Here is a 23,698-nt window from a genome sequence, read left to right on the forward strand (position 1 = left end):
CCTACGGTGAAATACCACCCTGTTGTTTTCTGATGTCTAACCTCGTTCCGTTATCCGGAACAGGGACCCTCTGTGGCGGGTAGTTTGACTGGGGCGGTCGCCTCCTAAAGAGTAACGGAGGCGTGCGAAGGTTGGCTCAGGTCGGTTGGAAACCGACCGTTAGAGTGCAATGGCATAAGCCAGCCTGACTGCGAGACTGACGAGTCGAGCAGAGACGAAAGTCGGTCATAGTGATCCGGTGGTCCCTCGTGGAAGGGCCATCGCTCAACGGATAAAAGGTACGCCGGGGATAACAGGCTGATGATTCCCAAGAGCTCATATCGACGGAATCGTTTGGCACCTCGATGTCGGCTCATCACATCCTGGGGCTGGAGCAGGTCCCAAGGGTTTGGCTGTTCGCCAATTAAAGTGGTACGTGAGCTGGGTTCAGAACGTCGCGAGACAGTTTGGTCCCTATCTGCCGTGGGCGTCGAAATTTGAGAGGAGTTGACCCTAGTACGAGAGGACCGGGTTGAACATACCTCTGGTGTACCTGTCGTTCCGCCAGGAGCGCAGCAGGGTAGCTATGTATGGACGGGATAACCGCTGAAAGCATCTAAGCGGGAAGCCTCCCTCAAGATAAGATTTCTTAGGACGGTCGGAGACCACGACCTTGATAGACTGGATGTGGAAGTGCGGTAACGCATGGAGCTAACCAGTACTAATTGTCCTATTCGCGCTTGATGAGTCCCACCATCAATGACAGCTCTGGCTTAGGCCTGCTGGTCATTGTGGATGATCCATCCAGCCTTTAGATTATACACAGCGGTGCACGCGTCGATTTGAAACCCAATCCCACTTACACCTGCTTCATTGCTTGGTGACCATAGCGTCAGTGACCCACCCGATCCCATCCCGAACTCGGCCGTGAAACCTGACTGCGCCGATGGTACTATTGCTCAAGCACTGGAAGAGTAGGTCGTCGCCAGGCATTGCAGCCGGTGTAGGTGGAAATTGGAAAAACCCATTCACAATGTCAGATACGCAAACGCGCGTCGCGCTTTCCGGCGCGGCGCGTTTTGCATTTCTGGCGACGCTTCGGCGTCGAAACGATGGCGCGGGGTGGAGCAGCCCGGTAGCTCGTCAGGCTCATAACCTGAAGGTCACAGGTTCAAATCCTGTCCCCGCAACCATCGAAGTCACTGCACGTCACGCAAAAGCCGCCCCTTCGGGGGCGGCTTTTTCGCGTTTTGGCGCGATTTGTCGGCGGCACCGGCATGGCGGAACCACCGGGGCTTGCCCGGGACGGTCGGCTCGCCCACGGTCGCCGCATGATGGCCTCAACCAACCGCCGATCGCTGCTGCTCGGGACATTAAGCTGCGCAGCATTTGCCGGGTCCGCTCGCGCGCAGCGCAAGGCCGACGTGCAATATGTCCCCACGCCGCCCGCGGTCGTCGCGGGCATGCTCGATCTCGCCGCACTGAAGGCAGGCGATCGGCTGATCGACCTCGGCTCGGGCGACGGTCGCATCCCGATCGCCGCTGCCCGGCGCGGTGCCGTCGCGCTGGGTGTCGAGATCGACGGCGATCTGGTCGCACGCGCGCGGGCGCTCGCGCGGCTGGAAGGGCTGGAGGGCAACCCCCGCTTCGTCCGCGACGATCTGTTTACCGTCTCACTCCGCGAAGCGGATGTGGTGACGCTCTACCTCCTCCCCGAGCTCAACGAGCGCCTCAAACCCAAATTGCTCGCGGAAATGAAGCCAGGCGCGCGCGTGGTCAGCCATGCGTTCGACATGGGCGACTGGCCGCCAGCCGTGCATCGGGAGGTGGCCGATCGGCAGGTCTATCTGTGGATCATTCCCGCAATCGCCGGGGGTGACTGGGTACTGATCCGCGACGATGGTTCGCGCGGACGCCTGACGGTCGAGCAACGCTATAGCCGCGTGACCGGGATGCTCGACGGCGTGGCGCTTACAAGCGCGCGGCTTGACGGGGCGTCGCTGGAATTCACGGCTGGCGGTGTGGCGTATCGCGGGATCGTTGGTGACCGAACGATCGTCGCGGAGGCCGGACGAGGCTGGCGGGCCGAGCGTGTGGAATAGCCGCTGCTCGACGGCGCGCATGCGCGACCCTATGCGGTGGTCATGCGCCATAATCTCAATCTGACCACCGACCGCCCGACCTTTGTCACCCATCTCGAATGCGCGATGACCGGGGAGCGTTACGACGCGGACACGATCCACGGACTGTCGCGCGTGGGCCGTCCGCTGCTCGTGCGCTACGATCTCGACGGGGTGCGGACGGCGCTGACACAAACGATGCTCGCTGATCGCCCCGCCGACCTGTGGCGTTACCGCGAACTCTTGCCCGTCCGGCGCACCGAGAACATCGTCAGTCTGGGCGAAATCGCCACGCCGATCGTGCCGCTGGACAAGATTGCGCGAGCCCACGGCTCGACGAACCTGTCGGTCAAGGACGAGGGTCGCCTGCCGACCGGATCGTTCAAGGCGCGCGGGTTGGTCATGGCGATAGCGATGGCGAAGGAACTGGGCATCGCCACCATCGCCATGCCGACCAACGGCAATGCCGGCGCGGCGGCGGCCGCCTATGCCGCGCAGGCGGGGATTGAGGCGGTGATCTTCTGTCCCGACGACACGCCGGAGATCAATGTGCGCGAGATCGCGGCGCAGGGCGCGCGCGTCTATCGCGTCAACGGGCTGATCGACGATTGCGGGAAGCTGGTCGCGGCGGGGAAGGACGCCAATGGCTGGTTCGACTTGTCGACCCTGAAGGAGCCGTACCGGATCGAGGGCAAGAAGACGATGGGACTGGAACTGGCCGAACAGCTCGACTGGCAGCTCCCCGACGTGATCTTCTACCCCACAGGCGGTGGCACCGGGCTGATCGGCATGTGGAAAGCGTTCGATGAGATGGAGGCGCTCGGCTGGATCGGTCCCAAGCGTCCGCGCATGGTCGCGGTACAGGCCGAGGGCTGCGCACCGATGGTGCGCGCATGGGAAGCGGGCGAGCGCCACGCAACGCGCTGGGAACATGCCGATACGATCGCAATGGGCATCCGCGTGCCGCAAGCGGTCGGCGATTTCCTGATCCTCGATGCGGTGCGCGCGAGCAACGGCTTTGCGATGGCGGTCAGCGACGCCGCGATCCTTCAGGCGGTGGACGATGCCGCGCGGATCGACGGGCTGCTGCTATGCCCGGAGGGCGGCGCGACGCTGGCGGCATGGCGCAAGGCGCTGGCCGAAGGGCTGATCTCCCCGGATGACAGCGCGCTCCTTTTCAACTGTGCGACCGGCCTGAAATACCCGATGGCGGACGCTTCGAAGACGCTCGACCGCCACGCGGCGATCGATTTCGCGGCGCTTTGAACCAGGTCAGCGGCACCCGCGCGCTGGGACAAGCCGGATATTGCGGGAAGTTAGCGTCGCCTTTCGCTCATCGTCCCGGGTCGAGATCATGGCGTTACCCTTGAAGGTCGCGTCGGGGCCGTTCGCAATATCCGCGTGTTGAATCGGACCATATAGCGTCACGAGTACGAAATCGCGTAGCTCGGTGGGGCTGGACCGGCTGAACCAAGTGGCACCGTGGCTGCCGGTGCCATCCAGATTGCCGTCCGGCGTCGCGCTGCTGCCTGCAGTGATGCGCCAACCACCAGGGATGCTGCAAACCTTTCTGAATTCCACGCCCCAAGTTGAGATCGAGAAGCTTTGGATGCTCTCGCCCGGCGCGAGCGGCACATCGACGATTGAGACGAGATAGGTGCGCGGCTTGTCTACAGGCGTCGCGGCCAGCAGGAAGCACGGCAGCAATGCCATTTTCGCGATAACGCCCAAGACCGTGTGCTTGCTCATGCCTCCCTCACCCGCAACATCGCCACCGCGGCCACCGCCAGTGTCGCCGCTGCGAACGCCATCGTCCAGATCGGCTGATCGGGGAAGAATGCCTTCATGATCGAGCCCATCACCGTCGCCACCAGCAATTGCGGCACCACGACGAACACGTTGAACAACCCCATGAAAATGCCCAGCTTCGCCTGTGGCAGGCTGGAGGCGAGGATCGCATAGGGCATCGCCAGGATCGACGCCCAGGCGATGCCGATGCCGATCTCGCTGACGATCAGCCATTGCGGGTCGCGGATGACGAAGAAGCTGGCGAACCCCGCGACGCCGCACAGCAACCCGATTACATGCGTCCGCGCCTTGCCAAACCGCTTCGCCAGCAGCGGCAGCAGCGTCAGCGCCGCCACCGCCGCGACGCCGTTATAGACGGTGAACAGCACGCCGACCCAGTTCGCGCCCTCCTGATAGCGCGCATCCGCCGCATCCGCCGCGCCGTAGAACACCTGCGCCACCACCGGGGTGGTATTGATCCACATGATGAACAGCGCCGACCAGCTGAAAAACTGCACCAGCGCCAGCCGCTTCATCAGCGGCGGCATCCCTGCGAAATCGCCGACGATATGGCTGACCATGCTGACGGTGCCGCGCCGCGCAAGCTGAATCGCGATCAGGCTTACGATACCATAACCAGCGAGCAACGCGCCCAGCAGGTACACCTCCTTCTCCAGCGCGAACTGTCCGACCGCGACGATCACTGCGAGCCCCGCCGCCAGCCATGCCAGCCCCGCCGTGTTGCCGCGCGTCGCCAGCAGCCGCACCGCCGCGTCCGCCGCCTCGGTACGCGCGCCGTCGAAAGCCGCCATTTGTTCCGGGCTGTATTCGCGCGTCGTCAGCACGGTCCACAGCACCGCGACAAACAGCGCCGCCCCGCCGAACCAGAAGGCATAGCGCACGGTATCGGGAATGCCCCCGGCGGGCGCGACGTTGGACACGCCCCATTGCTCCAGCGCCCAGGGAAAGATCGATCCCACCACCGCGCCCGCGCCGATGAATGCGGTCTGCACCGCATAGCCCGCGCTGTGCTGGTCCTTGCGCAGCATGTCGCCGACAAATGCGCGGAACGGCTCCATCGAGATGTTGAGCGAGGCGTCGAGCACCCACAGCATCACCGCGGCGAACAGCAGCACTTCGGCCATCGGCATGGCGAACAGCGCCAGCGCCGCCAGCACCGCACCGGCAAGGAAATAGGGCCGCCGCCGCCCCAGCCGCCCGAGCCAGGTGCGGTCGCTCATATGCCCGACGATCGGCTGTACCAACAGCCCGGTCAGCGGTGCCGCGACCCAAAGCGCGGGCAGATTGTCGATCTCGGTCCCCAGCGACTGGAAGATCCGGCTCATATTCGCATTCTGCAACGCAAAACCGATCTGGATGCCGAAGAACCCGAACGACAGGTTGAACAGGCCCCAAAAGCCCTGACGCGGTTTTTCCATCATTGGTCCTTGAGGGTTCAGGCGACTGCGCCGCACGATTTGCGGACGACGAGTTTGGCGGGCAGCAGCACGTCGTTGACCCGCGCTTCGCGGATGCGGCCGAGCAATGTTTCGACCAGCATGCGGCCGGCGGCGCGGGTGTCCTGCATTACCGTGGTCAGCGGCGGGCTGGTGAAGCTGGCGGAGGCGATGTCGTCGAATCCGACCACCGCGATATCGTCCGGAACGCGCAGTCCGTGTGCGGCAAGCGTGCGCATCGCGCCGATCGCGATGAGGTCGCTGGCGGCCAGCACCGCATCGAACGTCTCGCCACTGGCAATCAGCGCCTCGGCAGCCGCCGCCCCGGCTTCCTCGGCGGTGATCGCGTCGAACTGCAGGCGCGGGCGCGGGATTACGCCGCCTTCCTTCAGCGCGGCGACATGGCCGCGATAGCGGTCGTGGAATTCGGGATAATGGCTCGACGCGGTGCCCAGAAACGCGATGTTGCGCCGCCCGAGGTCAAGCAGATGCCGGGTGGCCTCGCGCCCGCCGCCATGATTGTCGCAGCCGACGGTCAGCCCGATGCCGCCCGACTGCACCGATCCCCAGCGCACGAAATGCGTCCCCTGTGCGATCAGCTCGCTCAGCTTGGCACGGTAAAGCTCATAATCGCCATAGCCGAGCAGGATCAGCCCGTCGGCGCGGTGCGAATCCTCAAAATCCTGATGCCAGTCGCTGGCGAGCTGCTGGAACGACACCAGCATATCCTGTCCATTGTCGGCGCACCCGCGCATGATCGATCCCAGCATCGACAGAAAAAACGGGTTGATCGCGCTGTCGTCGGCGGTCTCGTCCTGGAATATCAGCACCGCCAGCGTCTCGGCATGGCGGCTGCGCAAGCTCGATGCGGCCTTGTCGACGCGGTAGTTCAGTTTCTGCGCGATCGCCTCGATCCGCATGCGCGTCGCCTCGTTCACCCCCGCGCCGCCGCGTAGTGCGCGCGAGACCGTGGGCTGCGATACGCCCGCGAGATGGGCGATGTCGAACGAAGTCGGCTTGCGTTGCATGGCCCTGGCACCAGTCCCCTATCGTCTGCGGGTGTTTTCCCCGCTGGACGCAGCGATGTTCACTCTCTTTGCCCGCGCACGTCAATGTTGCGTGGTGGACACGCGGCACTGCCAACGCGCTGAATACGTATGCCGTTCGCTGGCGGACCGGCTCCCAAACGCGAATAAGGGCATCAACGTGCTCAAGTCCGGCGCGAGCTGGCCAGCAAGGCCGGCATAGGGGAGGATTTTCATGCGTCACATCATTGGCGGCCGTCCGGCCGCGCGACTTTCGTTCGGAACCAGCGGGCGTGCCATTGCCGCCGCCTTGTTCGTCACCGCCATCGCGGCACCCGCCTACGCGCAGGATGCGGCTCCGGCGGAAGAGGAGGCGGGCGACGAAGTCGTCGTCACCGGTTTCGCCGCCGCGCTCGAAAGCGCGGTCAACACCAAGAAGACATCTGAACAGATCGTTGAGTCGGTCTCGGCGGAGGATATCGGCAAACTGCCCGACGCCTCGATCGCCGAATCGATCGCGCGCCTGCCCGGCCTGACGTCGCAGCGTATCTCGGGTCGCAGCTCGTTCATCTCGATCCGCGGCTTCGGCCCCGATTTCTCCTCGACTCTGCTCAACGGGCGCCCGCAAACCTCGACCAACGACAATCGCGGCATCGAATTCGACCAGTATCCGTCCGAAATCGTCAGCGCGGTCAACGTCTACAAAACGCCCAATGCGTCGCTGACCTCACAGGGTCTGGTCGGCACCGTCGATATCCGCACGATCCGCCCGCTCGAATATAAGAGCGAAGTCTTCGCGGTCGGCGCGCGGGGCATTTACACCGACATGGGCAAGCTCAACAGCGGGTCGAAGGAATGGGGCTATCGCCTCAACGCGACCTATGTCGGCAAGTTCATGGACGACCGGCTCGGCATCGCGCTCGCCGCCGCCTATGTCGACGAACCGTATCAGATCGAAGAATTCGAGGCGTGGGGTTACGCCACCGATGCCAGCGGCAGCAACGTCGTTGGCGGTGTGAAGCCGTTCGTGACGACATCACAGCTCAAGCGGCTTGGCGTGTCCGGCACGGTGCAGTTCGATGCGGGCAATGACTGGATGCTGACGCTCGATGGCTTCTATTCCAATTTCGACGATACCCAGATCAAGCGCGGCATTGAGCTGCCGCTGGCATGGAGCGGCGCGGTGTTGTCGCCGACCGGCCGCGAGGTGAAGGACGGTGTCATCACCGCCGGCACCTTCTCCAACGTCGAAGGGGTGGTGAACAATCACAATTACGTGCGTCAGGCCGATCTCTATTCGGGCGGCGCGAACTTCGCTCGCAATGGCGCGGACGGCTGGAACGTCAATTTCGACTTTGGCTGGTCGCGCACCGACCGGCGTGAGCTGATCCTCGAATCCAACGCCGGTACCGGCCCGGGCGGCGGAGTCGGCGCGGTCGACACGCTGACCTTCCGCACCACGCCGCAGGGGACGACCTTCACTTCGCACAACCTCAATTACAGCGATCCGACGCTGATCGTCCTGACCGATCCGCTCGGCTGGGGCGGCGGCGCGCCGGGCGGGCGTCAGCACGGCTATTATAACGACCGTATCGTCGAGGATGAGCTGTTCAGCTACCTCGCCGAAGTCGAGCGCGAGTTCGACGGCGGGTTCATCTCCAGCGTCAAGCTGGGCGCCAATTATGTCGACCGCGAAAAGTCGCTGGTGCCGGACGAATATTTCCTTCAGCTCGCGGGCGGCGCATTGCAGGCACAGGTGCCGACGCAATACCGGCTGGAGCCGACCAACCTCGGCTATCTCGGGCTTGGACCGATGCTCAGCTACAACCCGCTCGATCTGCTTGAGGGCGGCGTTTACACGCTCGTCCCCAACACCGCACAGGACGTGCTGTTCAAGAGCTTCAGCGTCGAGGAAGAGGTGCTCAGCGCCTATGTCATGGCCAATCTCGCCGCGGATTTCGGCGGTGCGAAGCTGACCGGCAATGTCGGGGTGCTGGCGCAGAGCACCAACCAGAATTCGACCGGCTATATCCAGACGCCGACCGGGCCGCAGCTGCGCACGCTGGGCGACGATTATTGGGACGTGCTGCCCAGCCTTAGCCTGTCGTTGCGCATGGACGGCGATTTCGTGATCCGCTTTGGCGCGGCGCGCGAGATTCAGCGCGCGCGGCTCGACGATATGCGGGTCAATATCTCCTACGGTGCCAATCTGGCCGAGGGGATCGTCACCGGCAGCGGCGGCAACCCGTCGCTGCGCCCATATCGCGCCACCGCGTTCGACCTGACGTTCGAGAAATACTGGGGCAGCCGCGGCTATGTCGCACTGCAGCTGTTCCACAAGACGCTGCACAACTACATCTACACCGCCGAACGCCCGTTCGATTATTCGAGCTATCCGGTAATCCAGCCGACTCCGCCGGTCAGCACGCAAGGCCGCATCTCGCAGCCGTTCAACGGCGAGGGCGGGAAAATCTATGGCGCGGAACTGGCTGGCACGATCCCGTTCGACACTTTTACCTCGGCACTATCCGGCTTCGGCGTGACCGGCGGCGTTTCCTATACCAAGTCCGAGATCGCGCCGACCCCCGGAGCGCCTGTCGAGGATATTCCCGGCTATTCGAAATGGGTCGCCAATGGCACCGCCTATTTCGAGAAATGGGGCTTCAACCTGCGCGGCAGCGTGCGGTATCGCTCCAGCTTCCTGGGCGAATTCTCTGGCCTTGGCGCGGTTCGTCAGCGCCGCCGCGCGCTAAGCGAGACGATCGTCGATGCGCAAATCGGCTATGATTTCCAGCCGGGTAGCGCGCTTGAAGGGCTTTCGGTGTTCTTCCAGGGATCGAACCTGACCGACGAGCCGTTCGTCGCGATCAACCCGGGCCGCCCGCTTGAGGTGATGAACCATCAGCGGTTCGGTCGGCGCTTCCAGGCCGGTTTCACCTTCAAGTTCTGATCCCCTCCCGATACCCCGGTGACCTGCCCTCGTGCAGGGTCACCGGGGAAAAGGCGGTTCAATGACCGATACCATGTTGCGCAGCATCGTCATTGTCGGCGGCGGCACCGCCGGCTGGATGACCGCCGCCGCACTCGCGCGTTTCTGCGTGCCGGGCTGGCGGATCACCCTGGTCGAATCCGATGATATCGGCACGGTCGGGGTGGGCGAAGCGACGATCCCCGCAATCCGCCTGTTCAACCAGGCGCTGGGCCTCGACGAGGCGGAGTTTCTGCGGGAGACCGGCGGCACGTACAAGCTTGGCATCCAGTTCGAGGGCTGGGGTGCGCCGGGCGATCGCTATATGCACGCCTTCGGGATGGTCGGGCGCGGGCTGGGGCTGTTGTCCTTTCATCATTACTGGCTGCGGGCGCGCGCGGCGGGGCGTGCCGGACCGCTGGCGGACTATGTGCTCAACGCGATCGTGGCACGCGAGAACCGCTTTGCGCATGTCCAGCGCGCCGCCGACAGCGCGTTGCCGCCAATGCCCTATGCCTTTCACTTCGACGCCGGACTCTACGCCGCCTATCTGCGCCGCTTCGCCGAAGCGCGCGGGGTGGTGCGGGTCGAGGGGCGGATCGAGCGGATCGAGCGCGATGATGAGAGCGGCGATATCGCGGCGGTGGTGCTGGCGGACGGGACGCGCGTCGCGGGAGATCTGTTCGTCGATTGCTCGGGCTTTCGCGGGTTGCTGATCGAGGAAGCGCTGGGCACCGGTTACGAGGACTGGAGCCACTGGCTGCCGTGCGACCGCGCGCTGGCGGTGCCGAGTGCCGCGACCGCGCCGCTCGTCCCCTATACTCGCGCGATCGCGCGCGAAGCCGGGTGGCAATGGCGCATCCCGCTCCAGCACCGCACCGGCAATGGCTATGTCTTTTCCTCGGCGCATATCGGCGAGGACGAGGCGGCGACGACCCTGCTCGCCAATCTCGACGGTCAGGCACTGGCCGAGCCGCGCCTGCTGAAATTCCGCACTGGCAAACGCCGCAAATTCTGGAACCGCAATGTTGTTGCGATCGGGCTGTCGTCGGGGTTCATCGAACCGCTGGAGTCGACCAGCATCCATTTGATCCAGACCGGCATCAACCGGCTGCTCGATTTCCTGCCGAACGGCCCCGTCGTCGATGCCGACCGCGACAGTTTCAACCGGCTGGCCGATTTCGAAATCGACCGCATTCGCGATTTCGTCATCCTGCATTATGCCGCGAACGGACGGACGGGCGAGCCGATGTGGGACGCGCTGCGCAATATGGACCTGCCGGAACCGCTGGCCAACCGCATTGCCATCTTCCGCGCGAACGGGCGGATCGTGCGCGAACATGACGAACTGTTCGACGTGCCCGGATGGGTACAGGTGATGATCGGACAGGGCATCATGCCGGCACGCTGGCACCCGCTTGCCGACCAGCTCGACGACGCCAAACTCGACCAGTTCCTGACCACCGTCGCCACCGCCTTTGCCCGCGATGCCGCGCGCATGCCGGACCATGCCGACACTATCGCGCGCTTCTGCCGCACCCCTTCCAGCCAGTCGAGTATCGCATGAAACATCTCCTCCCCCTGTTCCTGCTGGCTGCAGCCCTCCCCGCTGCCGGTCAGCAGGAAGCCATGCGCGCACGGCCAGCCGAGGCGGAAATCCTGTATTTCATGCTGCCCGACCGGTTCGAGAATGGCGATCCGTCCAACGACAAGGGCGGTCTGAAGGGAGACCGGCTGACCCACGGCTTCGATCCTTCTCACAAGGGCTTTTTCCACGGCGGCGACCTGAAGGGGCTGGTGCAGCGGCTCGACTATATCCAGTCGCTGGGCGCAACCGCGATCTGGCTCGGCCCGATCTACAAGAACAAGGCGGTTCAGGGCGGCCCTGGCCAGGAATCGGCGGGCTATCACGGTTACTGGATTACCGATTTCACGCAGGTCGATCCGCATTTCGGCACCAATGACGAGATGAAAGCGTTCGTCGACGCGGCGCATGCGCGCGGGATCAAGGTCTATCTCGACATCATCACCAACCATACCGCCGACGTGATCCAGTACCGCGAATGCCCGGAAAGCGCGTGCGTGTATCGCAGCCGCGCCGACTATCCGTATCAGCGCAAAGGCGGGGTCAAGGGCACGACGATCAACGAGGGCTTTCTGGGCGATCAGGTGCAGGTCGCCGAGAATTTCGAGAAGCTGACCGACCCCAATTACGCCTATACGCCATGGGTTCCGGCGGCGGAAAAGAGCGTGAAGGTACCTGCCTGGCTGAACGATCCGATCTGGTACCACAATCGCGGCAACACGACCTTCAGAAACGAAAGTTCGACGATGGGCGACTTCGTCGGTCTCGACGATCTGATGACCGAGAATCCGCGCGTGTTGCGGGGGTTCGTCGATATTTATGGGTCGTGGATCGACAAGTTCGGGATCGACGGCTTCCGCATCGATACTGCCCGCCACGTCAATCCGGAATTCTGGCAGGGTTTCTCCACGGCGATGATCGAACGGGCAAAAGCGCGGGGCATCCCCAATTTCCACATCTTCGGCGAAGTTGCGAACGAAGGCGATGCCGGCGATCTGGCCGTCCATACGCGCGTCCACAAATTGCCCAGCGTGCTCGATTTCGGCTTTCGCGCTGCGGTTCAGCACACCGTTGCCGGGAGCAAGGGCACCGACACGCTTGCCGCATTGTTCGACCGCGACGCGTTGTATGAGGGTGGAGCGGAGGCGGCGCTGCGGCTGCCGACCTTCATCTCCAACCACGATCATGGCCGTTTCTCGACCGATGTGCGGAAAGGCTTCCCCAAGGCTGGCGACGCCGAGCTGCTGGCACGCGTCCGGCTGGGCCATGCCATGCTGATGCTATTGCGCGGGGTGCCGACGGTCTATTCGGGCGACGAACAGGGGTTCGTCGGCGACGGCAACGATCAGGATTCGCGTGAGGACATGTTCGCCAGCAAGGTCGCGGTCTATAACGACAACCGGCTGCTGGGTACGCGCAAGACCACTGCCGAGGCCAATTTCGACACCGCGCACCCGCTTTATGCCGAGATCGCCAAACTGGCGACGGTACGGCGGGGCAGCGCCGCATTGTCGCGCGGGCGGCAGGTGACCCGCGCCTATGACGAGAAACCCGGCCTGTTCGCGGTATCGCGCTTCGATCCGGCAACTGGCGGTGAGGTGCTGGTGGCGTTCAACACCAGCGACAAGCCGATTACGCGACAGGTCGAGGTCGAGGTCGGTGCGAAAACCTTCACCGCACTGGTCGGCACTTGCTCACCGACCGCCGCCGCACCCGGTAGCGTCACGGTAACCTTGCCCGCATTCGGCTATGTCGCATGCGTCGCTGACGGAGGTGGCCGGTGAACGAGCTTTCGCCCGTGACCGCCGCCGACGCCGGAAACGAATGGTGGCGCGGTGCCGTCATCTATCAAATCTATCCGCGCAGCTTTGCCGATTCCAACGGCGACGGCATCGGCGACTTGCCCGGTATCACCGCGCGTCTCGATCATGTCGCGGCGCTGGGGGTGGATGCGATCTGGCTGTCGCCTTTCTTCACCTCGCCGATGCGCGATTTCGGCTATGATATTGCCGATTATTGCGGCGTCGATCCGATTTTTGGCACGCTCGCCGATTTCGACATACTGGTGGCGCGTGCGCATACGCTGGGGCTGAAGGTCATCATCGACCAGGTCTATTCGCACACGTCCGACCAGCATCCGTGGTTTCAGGAAAGTCGGGTCAGCCGCGATAACCCCCGCGCCGACTGGTATGTCTGGGCCGATGCCAAGACGGACGGGTCGCCGCCCAACAACTGGCAATCGGTGTTCGGCGGCCCGGCCTGGACGTGGGATGCGCGGCGCGGCCAATATTACATGCACAATTTCCTGAGCGAGCAGCCCGATCTCGATATGCATAATCCGGCGGTGCAGGACGCGGCGCTGGCGGCGGCGCGCTTCTGGCTGGATCGCGGCGTCGATGGCTTCCGCATCGATGCGATCAACTTTGCGATGCACGATCCTGAATTGCGCGACAATCCGCCCGCGCCGGACACGGGGGCACCGCGCACTCGCCCGTTCGATTTCCAGCAGCATGTCTATAATCAGAGCCATGCCGACATCCCCTTGTTCCTCGAACGGCATCGCGCGCTGACCGACAGCTATGGCGGGCGCTTCACCGTCGCCGAAGTCGGCGGGCCGACGCCCGAGGCGGAGATGCACGCCTTCACGCGCGGCGACGATCGCCTCAACAGTGCCTATGGCTTCGACTTTCTCTATGCCGACCGGCTGACCCCGGCGCTGGTGAGGAAAGCGGTCGAGACGTGGCCCGATTCCCCCGGCACCGGCTGGCCGAGCTGGGCATTCGAGAATCACGACGCGCCGCGCGCCTTGTCGCGCTGGGTCGAGCCGGAACATGCGCAGGTATTCGCCGCGATGAAGATGTTGCTGCTGATGTGCCTGCGCGGCAATGCCATCCTGTTTCAGGGCGAGGAACTGGGGCTGACTCAGGTCAATATCCCGTTCGAGGCGCTGAAAGATCCCGAGGCGATCGCCAACTGGCCGCTGACGCTCAGCCGCGACGGGGTGCGCACGCCGATGCCGTGGCAGGCCGACGCGCCGAATCTGGGCTTTGGCGATGGCGAGCCATGGCTTCCGGCCGGGGCCGATCACGCCGCACTCGCGGTAGACCGCCAGACGGCGGCGAACGGCTCGCTGCTCAACCTCACGCGCGGCCTGATCGCGTTGCGCGCCACCAACCCGGCACTGCAGTCGGGCGCAATGGACGTCGAGACAGCGGACGATGCGCTGCTCGTCTTTACCCGTAACGGAGGCGGGCAGGCGTTGATCTGTGCGTTCAACCTGGGCAAGACGCCGCTGACATGGCATTCGGGTCAGCCGGACCGGTTCAGGCTGCTCACATCGGTGAATGGCGCTGCACCGGGATCTTTGCCACCCTGGTCGGGGTTGGTGCTCGAACAGATCGCCTGAACATCCGGGCAAAAATGCAGGAGAGTGATATGCGGATGCTGATGGCGCTGACAGCGTTGACGTCGATGATGGCGGTTCCGGCGCTGGCGCAGGATGTCGCGCAGAATACCGGCCAGCAGGCGGGCGGTGCGACTGCGACGTCGCCGGACGGGCGCCTTCGCGTCACGCTGAGCGTCGATGGCGATGGTCGCCCGCATTATACGGTGACGCGCGACGGCAAGCCGTTGATAAATCCCTCACGGCTGGGCTTCATGCTCACCGATGCGCCCAAGCTGGAGCGCGGTTTCAAAATCGACAGCCAGACGGTCACCGCCAGCGACACCAGCTGGGAGCAGCCCTGGGGCGAGTGGAAAACGATCCGCGACAAGCACACGCAATTGCGCGTGCGGCTGAAGGAATCGACCGCGATGGCGCGGGTGATGGACGTGGTGTTTCGCATTTTCGATGACGGGTTCGGCTTTCGCTACGAACTGCCTGACCAGAAGAATTTGCAGACCGCCAACATCGCCGATGAGCTGACCGAATTCGCACTGGCGCAGGACGGCACGGCGTGGTGGATTCCGGGGTCGGAATGGAATCGCGACGAGTATATCTACAACACGACGAAGCTGTCCGACGTGCCGTTGGCGCATACGCCGCTGACGGTGAAGCTTGGCGACGGCACGCATATCGCGTTCCATGAGGCGGCCTTGGTCGATTATTCGGGCATGTGGCTGCAACGGACTGAGGGGACGAAGCTGAAGGCGGTGCTCCAGCCCGGCGCATTGGGGCCAAAGGTGATCCGCGGCACGCCGTTCGTAACGCCGTGGCGCACGATGATCGTCGCAAAGGATGCGGCGGGACTGTACGCCTCACACATCATGCTCAACCTGAACGAGCCCAACAAGCTGGGCGACGTCAGCTGGTTCAAGCCGTCCAAATATGTCGGCATCTGGTGGGAGATGCACCTCGACAAATCGACCTGGTCGACGGGGCCGAAGCACGGTGCGACCACCGCCAACACCAAGCGTTACATCGACTTCGCCGCCGCCAACGGTTTTCGCGGCGTGCTGGTCGAGGGGTGGAATGTCGGCTGGGACGGCAACTGGTTCGCCAATGGCAATGACTTCGATTTTGCCAAGCCGACACCGGATTTCAACATGGCTGAACTCTCCGCCTATGCGAAGAAAAAGGGTGTTCATCTGATCGGCCATCACGAGACCGGCGGATCGACCACGCATTACGAGAAGCAACTCGACAAAGCCTATGCCTATGCCGCGAAGAACGGGATCGAGGTGGTCAAGACCGGTTACGTCACCGATGCCGGACAGCTGGAGCGTGTGGGACCAAAAGGCGAGCCGCTGCGCGAATGGCATGATGGGCAGTATTCGTCGAACCACCATCTGAAGGTCGTGCTCGCCGCCGCGAAGCATAAGGTCGCGGTCAACACGCATGAGCCGATCAAAGACACCGGCCTGCGCCGCACCTATCCCAATTGGGTGAGCCGTGAAGGCGCGCGCGGGATGGAATATAATGGCTGGGGCGTTCCCAAGAACCCGCCCGAGCATGAGGCGATCATGGTGTTCACCCGGCTGCTGGCCGGGCCGATGGACTTCACCCCCGGCATGCTGAGCCTGGAGGGCAAGGGCGGAACGCCGATTCTGTCGACCCTCGCCAAGCAGCTGGCGCTGTATGTCGTCTATTATTCGCCGGTGCAGATGGCGGCGGACTTGCCGGAGAATTACGCCAAATATCCGGGTCCGATGCAGTTCATCAAGGACGTACCCGCCGACTGGTCCGACACCCGCGTCCTGTCCGCCGAGATCGGCGACCATGTCGTCTTTGCGCGCAAGGACCGGGCATCGGAGAACTGGTATCTGGGCGCGGTGGGCGACGAGAAGGCGCGCAGCGTGACCGTGAAGCTCGACTTCCTCGATCCGGGCAAGCGTTACACCGCGCAAATCTATCGTGACGGGCCGGGCGCGGACTATCGCACTACCAAGCGCCATTCGATCACGATCGAGAGCAAGGCGGTTCGCGCCGGGCAGACGATGGAATTGCCGATGGGGCCGGGTGGCGGTGCGGCAATCCGTTTCGTCGCGCGGTAACTCGTTACGCCTGCAATCTTTTCACTTCGCGGAATGAAAATGGTGGCCTAGCATCGGTGCCTGACAGGAGGGCATGATCTTGGCCACCAACTTCCAGCTCAACGGCAAGCCCGCGACATTCGACGGCGATCCCGAAACCCCGTTGCTGTGGGTGTTGCGCGATCATCTGGGGCTGACCGGTACCAAATATGGCTGTGGCGTCGCGCAATGCGGGGCCTGCACCGTGCATCTGGAGGGGAAGAACCGGCGCTCCTGCGTGACCCCGGTCGGCACCATTGCGGGCAAAAGCGTGACCACGATCGAGGGCGCGAGCGGCAAGGTCGCCGAGGCGGTCAAGGCCGCCTGGGTCCAGATCGACGTGCCGCAATGCGGCTTTTGCCAGTCGGGGCAGGTGATGTCCGCGATCGGACTGCTGACCGCCAAGCCCAAGCCGAGCGATAGCGACATCGATAATGCGATGGCCGGCAATATCTGCCGCTGCGCGACCTATGTCCGCATAAGACAGGCGATCAAGGATGCGGCGGGCGTGAAGGGGGTGCGGGCATGAACGCGATTGCCAACCGCCGCGCATTCCTGACCGGGACCGGCGCGCTGACCATCGGCATGGCATTGCCGCTAGGTGGTGCGAAGGCCGGCGCAGCACGCCGGCCACTCGCGCCCAACGCATTCGTTCGTGTCGACCACGACAACAGCGTCACGATCATCGCCAAGCATATCGAGATGGGCCAGGGGCCATCGACCGGCGTCGCTACGATCATCGCCGACGAACTGGACGCCGACTGGGCGCAGGTCGAGGTGATGTTCGCTCCCGCCAACGACCCGCTTTACAAGAATCTGGCGTTTGGAACGATGGGGACCGGCGGGTCGAGCGCGATCGCCGAGAGCTGGATGCAGATGCGCATGGCGGGCGCTGCGGCGCGGGCGATGCTGGTCGAGGCGGCGGCGAAACGCTGGGGTGTTTCCGTCAGCGCCGTGACCGTGTCGAAGGGGGTGGTCAGCAGCGGCGTCAACAAGGCGAGTTTCGGCGAACTGGTGGCGGATGCGTCAAAACTGCCGGTGCCGCAGAATCCCGTGCTCAAGACGCCCGACAAATTCGTTTATATCGGCAAGACCTTCGCCAAGGTGGACAGCAAGGCCAAGACCGATGGGTCGGCGATGTTCACGATGGACGTGCGGCTGCCCGGCATGGTCCACGCCGCCGTGCGCCGTCCCCCTGCTTTCGGCGCGACGGTGAAGAAGGTTGTCGACGGTGCGGCGCGGGCGATTCCCGGCGTGCTCGACGTGAAGCCGATCCCCAGCGGCGTGGCGGTCTATGCCCGCGACACCTGGACCGCACAGCGCGGCGCGGCGGCGCTGGAGGTCGACTGGGATCTGGCCAAGGCGGAGACGCGCTCGTCCGACGCGATGCTGGCCGAATATAGCGCGGCGGCGCGCACGCCGGGCAAACAGGCCGAAGCGCATGGCGACGCGGCCAAGGCGCTGGCGGCGGCGGCGAAGAAAATCGACGCGACCTATTATTTCCCGTTCCTCGCGCACGCGCCGATGGAAACGATGGATTATGTGATCGAGAAGAAGGGCGAAGGCATCGCCGTTCATGCGGGCAGCCAGTTTCAGGTCGGCGAAATGAACGCGATCTGCGCCGTAGCGGGCGTCCCCTTCGCCAAGAGCGAACTAGTACAATATTATGCCGGCGGCAGTTTCGGCCGCCGCGCGACGCCGGTGATGTTCGACGGGACCGAGGCGGCGGCGTGCGCGCGCGCCTATGGCTTTGCCGCGCCGGTCAAGGTGGTGGCGAGCCGCGAAAACGACCTGACCGGCGGCTTCTATCGCCCGATGACGGTGCATCGCGTGCAGGTCGGGCTGGATGCGGCGGGCGAGATCAGCGGCTGGGATCAGGTCGTTGCCGCCAAGTCGATCATGAAAGGCACGCCGTTCGAGGCGATGGGGATTCAAAACGGCATCGACGGCACGATGATCGAGGGCGCGAACCAATATGCGGTGCGCGACTTCCGGCTGGGCCAGCATTTGATGGAGACGCCGGTGCCGGTGTTGTGGTGGCGATCGGTCGGCCACACCACCACCGCCTTCGTCAAGGAAACGATCATCGACGAACTGCTGACAATGGCGGGCAAGGATCTGGTCGCGGGGCGGCTGGCGCTGCTCAAGGAGGCGCGGCTGAAAACTGTGCTGACCCGCGTCGCCGCAATGTCGGCTTTTGCCAAACCGCCGAAAAAGGGGCGTGCGAAGGGCATCGCGGTGCATGAAAGCTTCGGCAGCTATGTCGCGCAGGTCGCCGAGATTTCGGTCGGCGCGGACGGTCTGCCCAAGGTTCACAAGGTTTGGTGCGCGGTCGATTGCGGGATCGCGGTCAACCCCGACATCGTCCGCGCACAGATGGAGGGCGGGATCGGCTATGGGCTGGGCCATGCGCTCTATGGCGAGATCACGCTGGGCGAGGGCGGGCAGGTTCAGCAGACCAATTTCAACACCTATCGATCGCTGCGGATCGGTGAGATGCCCGATATCGAAGTGGCGATCATCGACAGTCAGGAGAAACCGACCGGCGTCGGCGAACCCGGCGTCCCGCCGATCGCGCCCGCCGTCGCCAATGCGTGGCGCAAGCTGACCGGCAAGACGGTGCGCAGGCTCCCGTTCGCGCATGGAGATAACGCATGAACATGCAACGCTTGGGGTTCATCGCGCTCAGCGTTGCGGCGGTCGCGCTGCACGCAGCGGTCGTGGTCGCCAACCAGTCGGCGGCACCTGTCGGTCTGCAACCGGCCAGCGCCTTTGCCGCCATCGCCGACCCCGCCGCGCGCTCGGCGGCGATCTTCACCGAAATGGGCAAGGTGCTGACGCATCCGCGCTGCGTGAACTGTCACCCGCGCACCGACCGGCCGTTACAGGGCGATGCAGGCCTGGTGCATGTCACCCCGGTCACGCGCGGGCCGGAGGGCAAGGGCGCACCCGGCCTCGAATGTTCGACCTGTCACGGCCCGCGTAACGTGGCGTTCGCCGACGGCAAGGGCAGCATTCCGGGTCATCCCTTGTGGCACCTCGCCCCCGCATCGATGGCATGGGAGGGCAAGTCGCTGCGCCAGATCTGCGAGCAGCTGAAGGACCGCAAGCGCAACGGCAACAAGACGCTGGCGCAAATCCACGAGCATAACGCGAGCGATACTTTAGTCGGATGGGGCTGGAATCCGGGGCCGGGCCGCACGCCCGTGCCGGGCACGCAGGCGCAATTCGGCGAGCTGACCAAGGCATGGATCGACAGCGGGGCGAAGTGCCCGGTTTAGGGTGGCGCTGAGGGTTAAGCGTGACGGCATAACACTGATTTTCCGTCACCCCGGGCTTGACCCGGGGTCCCGCTGATGGCGACCGATCGAAGAAGCGGGACCCCCGGGTCAAGCCCGGGGTGACATTCGTTGGTTCAAGCTGAAGTCGTCATGCTCTAAGATCTCGCTACGCCTTAACCCACTCCACCTTCGGATCGTTGAAATCGATCACATCGGCGAGTTCCCACACGTTGCGATAGCCATAGCCGACCAGGTTAATGAAGGTCTGGATGTTGAGCGCCAGCTGGCGGGACTTCATCGGCACCGGACGGACGCGGTTGGCGAAGTTGTTGTTGCAGTAGATCAGGATGCGGCGACCGGTGTCGGGGCCGATCGTCTCCGCCAGCGATTCCGCGTTGAAATCGGGGAGCGGAAGGTTGATCGCGCGCCGGATATGCCCCTCCCGAAACGCCGTTTCGGATCGGGCGTCGAGCAATAGCGTGCCGCGCGATGCCGCAGCCGATTTGAACCTGGTGAAAGGGAGCAAACGCACCTCGCGCAGTTCGCCGACCTCGACCGACAGGCGCTGAAACCCGTCATAATCGATTTGCGGATTGATCGGCCCCTGAACGCGGCGTTGCGCCATCGCCGGTGCGGCGGCGGCAAGCCCAAGGGTGGTGAAGAATGAGCGGCGATCCATGGCGGCCTCCATTGCCAAAGCGAAACGATGATGCGCCGCGCCCGCTGTCTCCATCATGAACCGTTGACGGACCGCCGGGGGCGGCGCACCAATCGGGTCTGGCGAACGGGGAGTGGATCGTGGGCGGACTGTTTCGGACGAAAAGGGTGAAGACGGCGGCTGAGCATGCCCCCGAACACCGGCTGGCCGCGACGCTCAGCTGGCCGCATCTGATCGCCCTTGGCGTCGGCGCGATCGTCGGAACCGGCATCCTGACGCTGATCGGCGTGGGCGCGGGCAAGGCGGGGCCGGCGGTGATCCTGTCGTTCGTGATTGCAGGGGCGATCTGTGCATGCGCGGCGCTCGCCTATGCCGAGATGTCGACGATGATGCCCGCGTCGGGCAGCGCCTATACCTATAGCTATGCCGTGCTGGGCGAGATCATCGCCTGGGTCGTGGGCTGGTCGCTGATCCTGGAATATTCGCTGGTCGTCAGCGCGGTCGCGGTGGGTTGGTCGGGCTATGCCGCGCCGCTGTTGGCGAAATGGGCCGATGTGCCGATGGATCTGATGACCGGGCCGCATGCCGGCGGCATCATCAACCTGCCCGCGATCGGGATCATCGCGGTCGTCGCGGGCTTGTTGTCGTTCGGAACCCGGGAGAGCGCGACGCTGAATGCGGGGCTGGTCATCGTCAAAATAATCGCGCTGGCGGTGTTCGTTGCGGTCGCGCTGCCGAGCTTCGATGCCGCTAATTTCGAGCCCTTCTCACCCTTCGGTTTCGGCAAGAGCCTGTCCGCCGATGGCGTCGAACGCGGGGTGATGGCGGCGGCGGCGATCATCTTCTTTGCCTTTTACGGCTTCGACGCGATCTCTACGGCGGCGGAGGAGACCAAGAATCCGGGCCGTGATCTGGCGATCGGCATCGTCGGATCGATGATTGCCTGCGTCGTGATCTATATGCTGGTCGCGGTCGCGGCGGTGGGGGCGATTTCCTACACGCGCTTTGCCGATAGCCCGGAGCCGCTGGCACTGATTTTGCGCGAGCTAAACCAGCCCGCCTTCGCCACCTTCCTCGCCGTCTCCGCGATCATCGCGCTGCCGACCGTGCTGCTCGGCTTCCTGTTCGGGCAGAGCCGCATCTTCTTCACCATGGCGCGCGACGGGATGCTGCCGATCGAACTGGCGAAGGTGTCGAAGCGCGGGTCGCCGGTGCGGATCACGATCTTCACTGCGATCATCGTGTCGATCATTGCCGGGTTGCTGCCGATCGACGAAATTGCCGCGCTGGCCAATGCCGGCACGCTGCTGGCGTTCGCGGCGGTGGCAATTTGCATGATGGTGCTGCGCCGCCGCGCGCCCGATGCGCCGCGCATGTTCCGCACGCCTTTGTGGTGGCTTGTCGGCGGGATCGCGGTGCTGGGTTGCGCGTATCTGTTCTATTCGCTGCCCGCGAAGACACCCAACTGGTTTCAGCAATGGGAAGTTGCGGGGCTGCAATTGTGGATTCCCGCCCGAACGCAACTCTGGTTCCTGCTTTGGAACATTCTCGGACTTGTCATCTACTTCGCGTATGCTCGGCCAAATGTGACGAGGCCAGTTAACCCGAAGGTATTTGAGTGAGCGGTTGGCATATCGGGATTATCGGCGGGTCCGGACTTTACGACGTCGCCGGGATTGAGGGCGGCGAGTGGGTCGAGGTCGACTCGCCCTGGGGTGAGCCGTCGGATGCGATCTTTACTGGGCGGTTGGGGCATGTGCGCGTGTCGTTCTTGCCGCGCCACGGGCGGGGGCACCGGATCGATCCGTCGAGCCTGAATGCGCGTGCCAATATCGATTGCCTGAAGCGGCTGGGTGTGACCGATGTGCTGGCGGTGTCGTCGGTCGGCGGACTGACCGAGGAACGCGCGCCGGGGACGTTCACCGTCGCCGACCAGTTCATTGACCGGACGAAGGGGCGCCTGTCGAGTTTCTTCGGCACCGGCATGGTCGCGCATGTTTCGATGGCCGATCCGGTGTGTCCGCGCCTGTCGGCGCTCGCGCTCGATGCCGCACGCGCGGCGGGCGCGGTGGCGCATGACGGTGGCACCTATCTTGCGATGGAGGGGCCGCAATTCTCGACGCGAGCGGAGAGCCAGCTTTATCGCAGCTGGGGCTGCGACATCATCGGCATGACCGCGATGCCGGAGGCGAAGCTCGCGCGAGAGGCGGAACTGCCCTACGCGCTGGTCGGCATGGTCACCGATTACGACTGCTGGCGCGAGGATGAGGCGGCGGTCGATGTGGCGCAGGTGATCGCGCAGTTGTCGGCCAACGCGGTGAAGGCGCGGGCGATGGTGGTGGCGCTGTTGCAGGGGTTGCCAGCGGAGCGTGAGGCATCGCCGATCGACACCTGTCTCGACGCCGCGCTGATTACCGCACCGTCGGCGCGCGACCCGGAAGTGCTGGCGCGGCTGGATGCGGTGGCGGGGCGGGCGCTGGCTAGGACTTCATGAACCGCGCGAATTCGTCAGCATAATCCGGGTGCCAGCGCGACAGCGCGGGGCGGTTCTCGACAATGTCGTCCATCGCCCAGCGCATCCGCTTCTCGTCGGTCGCGCGATCGACGTCGTTGTCGGGGCACAGGATGTAGAAATCGCCGCGCGCGACGCTTTCCAGCATGAACCCGGCGACCTGATCGGCGGTCCAGGCTGCGTCGGGCTTGTTCGCGCTGCCGGTCATGCCGGTATGGGTGAAGCCGGGGATCAGCAGGTGCGCGGAGATACGGTCGCCGGTCGCTTCGCGCAGCGCGTGGGCGAGTGACTCGGTATAGCTGCGGACACCGGCCTTCGACAGATTATAGGCCGGGTTGCCGGGCGGGCTGGTGATGCCCTGTTTCGATCCGGTGTTGATGACGATGCCGGGTGCGTCGGCCGCCAGCATCGCGGGAACGAACGCCTGTACGCCGTGGATCGCGCCCATCAGATTGACGCCCAGCAGCGTCTCCCAGCCAGCGGCATTGTCCCACGGCTGACCGGGATTTGCGCCGATGGCCGCGTTATTGACGAGCACCGCCACCGGGCCGAGCCGATCAAGCACGGTATCGCGCAGCCGTTCGACTTGTGCGCGGTCGGCGACGTCGGTGGGAATGGCGAGCACGCGGCCGCTTACTGCCAATTGGTTGGCCGCAGCGTCGAGCGCTTGGCCGGGCAAATCGGCGAGCGCGACCTTCAGCCCCAGATCGACCAGCCGCGTGGCGATGGCGAGGCCGATGCCGCCCGCCGCACCGGTAACGACCGCGACATTGCCTGCGTCGAAGGCCGGGGGAAGCGAAGCCATGCGATCGAT

17 protein-coding genes, 1 tRNA gene and 2 rRNA genes (1 of these 20 only partly in view) are annotated in these 23,698 nt (G+C 64.3%); 15 read left to right on the forward strand and 5 right to left on the reverse strand.

Annotation, left to right across the window (positions count from 1 at the left end; genetic code table 11):
• From U1702_RS15405 to U1702_RS15425, 5 genes are all read left to right on the forward strand, one after another.
• Positions 1 to 724 (forward strand): 23S ribosomal RNA (locus tag U1702_RS15405) (it extends 2,070 nt beyond the left edge of the window).
• Between the two features lie 131 nt (positions 725 to 855).
• Positions 856 to 970 (forward strand): 5S ribosomal RNA (gene rrf / locus U1702_RS15410).
• Between the two features lie 125 nt (positions 971 to 1,095).
• Positions 1,096 to 1,172: transfer RNA gene (locus U1702_RS15415), tRNA-Met, on the forward strand.
• Positions 1,173 to 1,310: 138 nt separating this feature from the next.
• Positions 1,311 to 2,081, forward strand: a complete 771-nt coding sequence (locus U1702_RS15420; protein ID WP_332726064.1) for a methyltransferase domain-containing protein — start codon at positions 1,311 to 1,313, stop codon at positions 2,079 to 2,081.
• 42 nt (positions 2,082 to 2,123) lie between these two features.
• The gene (locus tag U1702_RS15425) at positions 2,124 to 3,365 is read left to right on the forward strand and encodes a threonine synthase (RefSeq protein WP_332726065.1); all 1,242 of its coding nucleotides are present in this window, start codon (positions 2,124 to 2,126) and stop codon (positions 3,363 to 3,365) included.
• Between the two features lie 6 nt (positions 3,366 to 3,371).
• Here the strand turns inward: U1702_RS15425 and U1702_RS15430 are convergent, their stop codons facing one another.
• The 3 genes from U1702_RS15430 to U1702_RS15440 are packed head-to-tail and all read right to left on the reverse strand — an operon-like array spanning position 3,372 to position 6,372.
• Positions 3,372 to 3,848, reverse strand: a complete 477-nt coding sequence (locus U1702_RS15430; RefSeq protein WP_332726066.1) for a hypothetical protein — start codon at positions 3,846 to 3,848, stop codon at positions 3,372 to 3,374.
• The gene (locus U1702_RS15435; protein ID WP_332726403.1) at positions 3,845 to 5,326 is read right to left on the reverse strand and encodes an MFS transporter; all 1,482 of its coding nucleotides are present in this window, start codon (positions 5,324 to 5,326) and stop codon (positions 3,845 to 3,847) included. The genes U1702_RS15430 and U1702_RS15435 overlap by 4 nt, the downstream gene beginning before the upstream one ends.
• 17 nt (positions 5,327 to 5,343) lie before the next feature.
• On the reverse strand, positions 5,344 to 6,372 hold the full coding sequence (locus U1702_RS15440; protein WP_332726067.1) for a LacI family DNA-binding transcriptional regulator: 1,029 nt from the start codon (positions 6,370 to 6,372) through the stop codon (positions 5,344 to 5,346).
• A gap of 232 nt (positions 6,373 to 6,604) precedes the next feature.
• Here U1702_RS15440 and U1702_RS15445 point away from each other — a divergent pair, with 232 nt between their 5' ends.
• The 8 genes from U1702_RS15445 (at position 6,605) to U1702_RS15480 (ending at position 19,714) form a co-directional block, all read left to right on the forward strand.
• Entirely contained in the window at positions 6,605 to 9,319 is a 2,715-nt protein-coding gene (locus tag U1702_RS15445; protein WP_332726068.1) for a TonB-dependent receptor, read from the forward strand.
• Between the two features lie 61 nt (positions 9,320 to 9,380).
• Positions 9,381 to 10,904 (forward strand): tryptophan halogenase family protein, encoded by a 1,524-nt coding sequence (locus U1702_RS15450; RefSeq protein ID WP_332726069.1) that lies wholly within the window; start codon positions 9,381 to 9,383, stop codon positions 10,902 to 10,904.
• A complete protein-coding gene (locus U1702_RS15455; RefSeq protein WP_332726070.1) occupies positions 10,901 to 12,706 on the forward strand; it encodes an alpha-amylase family glycosyl hydrolase in 1,806 nt (601 codons plus the stop codon). Before U1702_RS15450 ends, U1702_RS15455 begins: the two co-directional genes overlap by 4 nt.
• Positions 12,703 to 14,328, forward strand: coding sequence for an alpha-amylase family glycosyl hydrolase (locus U1702_RS15460; RefSeq protein WP_332726071.1), 1,626 nt, complete (start codon positions 12,703 to 12,705; stop codon positions 14,326 to 14,328). Before U1702_RS15455 ends, U1702_RS15460 begins: the two co-directional genes overlap by 4 nt.
• 29 nt (positions 14,329 to 14,357) lie before the next feature.
• Positions 14,358 to 16,415 (forward strand): glycoside hydrolase family 97 protein, encoded by a 2,058-nt coding sequence (locus U1702_RS15465; protein WP_443026852.1) that lies wholly within the window; start codon positions 14,358 to 14,360, stop codon positions 16,413 to 16,415.
• A gap of 73 nt (positions 16,416 to 16,488) precedes the next feature.
• Complete coding sequence (locus U1702_RS15470; protein WP_332726072.1) at positions 16,489 to 16,962, forward strand: (2Fe-2S)-binding protein; 474 nt, start codon at positions 16,489 to 16,491, stop codon at positions 16,960 to 16,962.
• Positions 16,959 to 19,091 carry a xanthine dehydrogenase family protein molybdopterin-binding subunit gene (locus U1702_RS15475; RefSeq protein ID WP_332726073.1) on the forward strand — a complete coding sequence of 711 codons (2,133 nt, stop codon included), beginning with the start codon at positions 16,959 to 16,961 and terminating at the stop codon, positions 19,089 to 19,091. Before U1702_RS15470 ends, U1702_RS15475 begins: the two co-directional genes overlap by 4 nt.
• Positions 19,088 to 19,714, forward strand: a complete 627-nt coding sequence (locus U1702_RS15480; protein WP_332726074.1) for an Isoquinoline 1-oxidoreductase subunit — start codon at positions 19,088 to 19,090, stop codon at positions 19,712 to 19,714. The genes U1702_RS15475 and U1702_RS15480 overlap by 4 nt, the downstream gene beginning before the upstream one ends.
• A gap of 166 nt (positions 19,715 to 19,880) precedes the next feature.
• Here the strand turns inward: U1702_RS15480 and U1702_RS15485 are convergent, their stop codons facing one another.
• Complete coding sequence (locus tag U1702_RS15485; protein WP_332726075.1) at positions 19,881 to 20,393, reverse strand: rhodanese-like domain-containing protein; 513 nt, start codon at positions 20,391 to 20,393, stop codon at positions 19,881 to 19,883.
• A 119-nt stretch (positions 20,394 to 20,512) separates the two neighbouring features.
• Here U1702_RS15485 and U1702_RS15490 point away from each other — a divergent pair, with 119 nt between their 5' ends.
• Both U1702_RS15490 and mtnP read left to right on the forward strand, forming a co-directional pair.
• Positions 20,513 to 21,994, forward strand: coding sequence for an amino acid permease (locus U1702_RS15490; protein WP_443026853.1), 1,482 nt, complete (start codon positions 20,513 to 20,515; stop codon positions 21,992 to 21,994).
• The gene (gene mtnP / locus U1702_RS15495; protein ID WP_332726076.1) at positions 21,991 to 22,866 is read left to right on the forward strand and encodes an S-methyl-5'-thioadenosine phosphorylase; all 876 of its coding nucleotides are present in this window, start codon (positions 21,991 to 21,993) and stop codon (positions 22,864 to 22,866) included. The genes U1702_RS15490 and mtnP overlap by 4 nt, the downstream gene beginning before the upstream one ends.
• Here mtnP and U1702_RS15500 read toward each other — a convergent pair.
• Positions 22,853 to 23,689, reverse strand: coding sequence for an SDR family NAD(P)-dependent oxidoreductase (locus U1702_RS15500; protein ID WP_332726077.1), 837 nt, complete (start codon positions 23,687 to 23,689; stop codon positions 22,853 to 22,855). The genes mtnP and U1702_RS15500 overlap by 14 nt on opposite strands.
• Between the last annotated feature and the right edge of the window lie 9 nt (positions 23,690 to 23,698).

The organism is Sphingomonas sp. LT1P40 (genome assembly GCF_036663835.1).
Taxonomy (GTDB): Bacteria; Pseudomonadota; Alphaproteobacteria; order Sphingomonadales; family Sphingomonadaceae; genus Sphingomonas.

Bases quoted from the DNA above. Each gene is read 5' to 3' on its own strand.
- U1702_RS15475 (WP_332726073.1), top strand. From the start codon at position 16,959: ATGAACGCGATTGCCAACCGCCGCGCATTCCTGACCGGGACCGGCGCG.
- U1702_RS15440 (WP_332726067.1), bottom strand. From the start codon at position 6,372: ATGCAACGCAAGCCGACTTCGTTCGACATCGCCCATCTCGCGGGCGTA.
- U1702_RS15455 (WP_332726070.1), top strand. From the start codon at position 10,901: ATGAAACATCTCCTCCCCCTGTTCCTGCTGGCTGCAGCCCTCCCCGCT.
- U1702_RS15480 (WP_332726074.1), top strand. From the start codon at position 19,088: ATGAACATGCAACGCTTGGGGTTCATCGCGCTCAGCGTTGCGGCGGTC.
- U1702_RS15420 (WP_332726064.1), top strand. From the start codon at position 1,311: ATGATGGCCTCAACCAACCGCCGATCGCTGCTGCTCGGGACATTAAGC.
- U1702_RS15465 (WP_443026852.1), top strand. From the start codon at position 14,358: ATGCGGATGCTGATGGCGCTGACAGCGTTGACGTCGATGATGGCGGTT.
- U1702_RS15500 (WP_332726077.1), bottom strand. From the start codon at position 23,689: ATGGCTTCGCTTCCCCCGGCCTTCGACGCAGGCAATGTCGCGGTCGTT.
- U1702_RS15425 (WP_332726065.1), top strand. From the start codon at position 2,124: ATGCGCCATAATCTCAATCTGACCACCGACCGCCCGACCTTTGTCACC.
- U1702_RS15485 (WP_332726075.1), bottom strand. From the start codon at position 20,393: ATGGATCGCCGCTCATTCTTCACCACCCTTGGGCTTGCCGCCGCCGCA.
- U1702_RS15470 (WP_332726072.1), top strand. From the start codon at position 16,489: ATGATCTTGGCCACCAACTTCCAGCTCAACGGCAAGCCCGCGACATTC.
- U1702_RS15445 (WP_332726068.1), top strand. From the start codon at position 6,605: ATGCGTCACATCATTGGCGGCCGTCCGGCCGCGCGACTTTCGTTCGGA.
- U1702_RS15435 (WP_332726403.1), bottom strand. From the start codon at position 5,326: ATGGAAAAACCGCGTCAGGGCTTTTGGGGCCTGTTCAACCTGTCGTTC.
- U1702_RS15430 (WP_332726066.1), bottom strand. From the start codon at position 3,848: ATGAGCAAGCACACGGTCTTGGGCGTTATCGCGAAAATGGCATTGCTG.
- U1702_RS15450 (WP_332726069.1), top strand. From the start codon at position 9,381: ATGACCGATACCATGTTGCGCAGCATCGTCATTGTCGGCGGCGGCACC.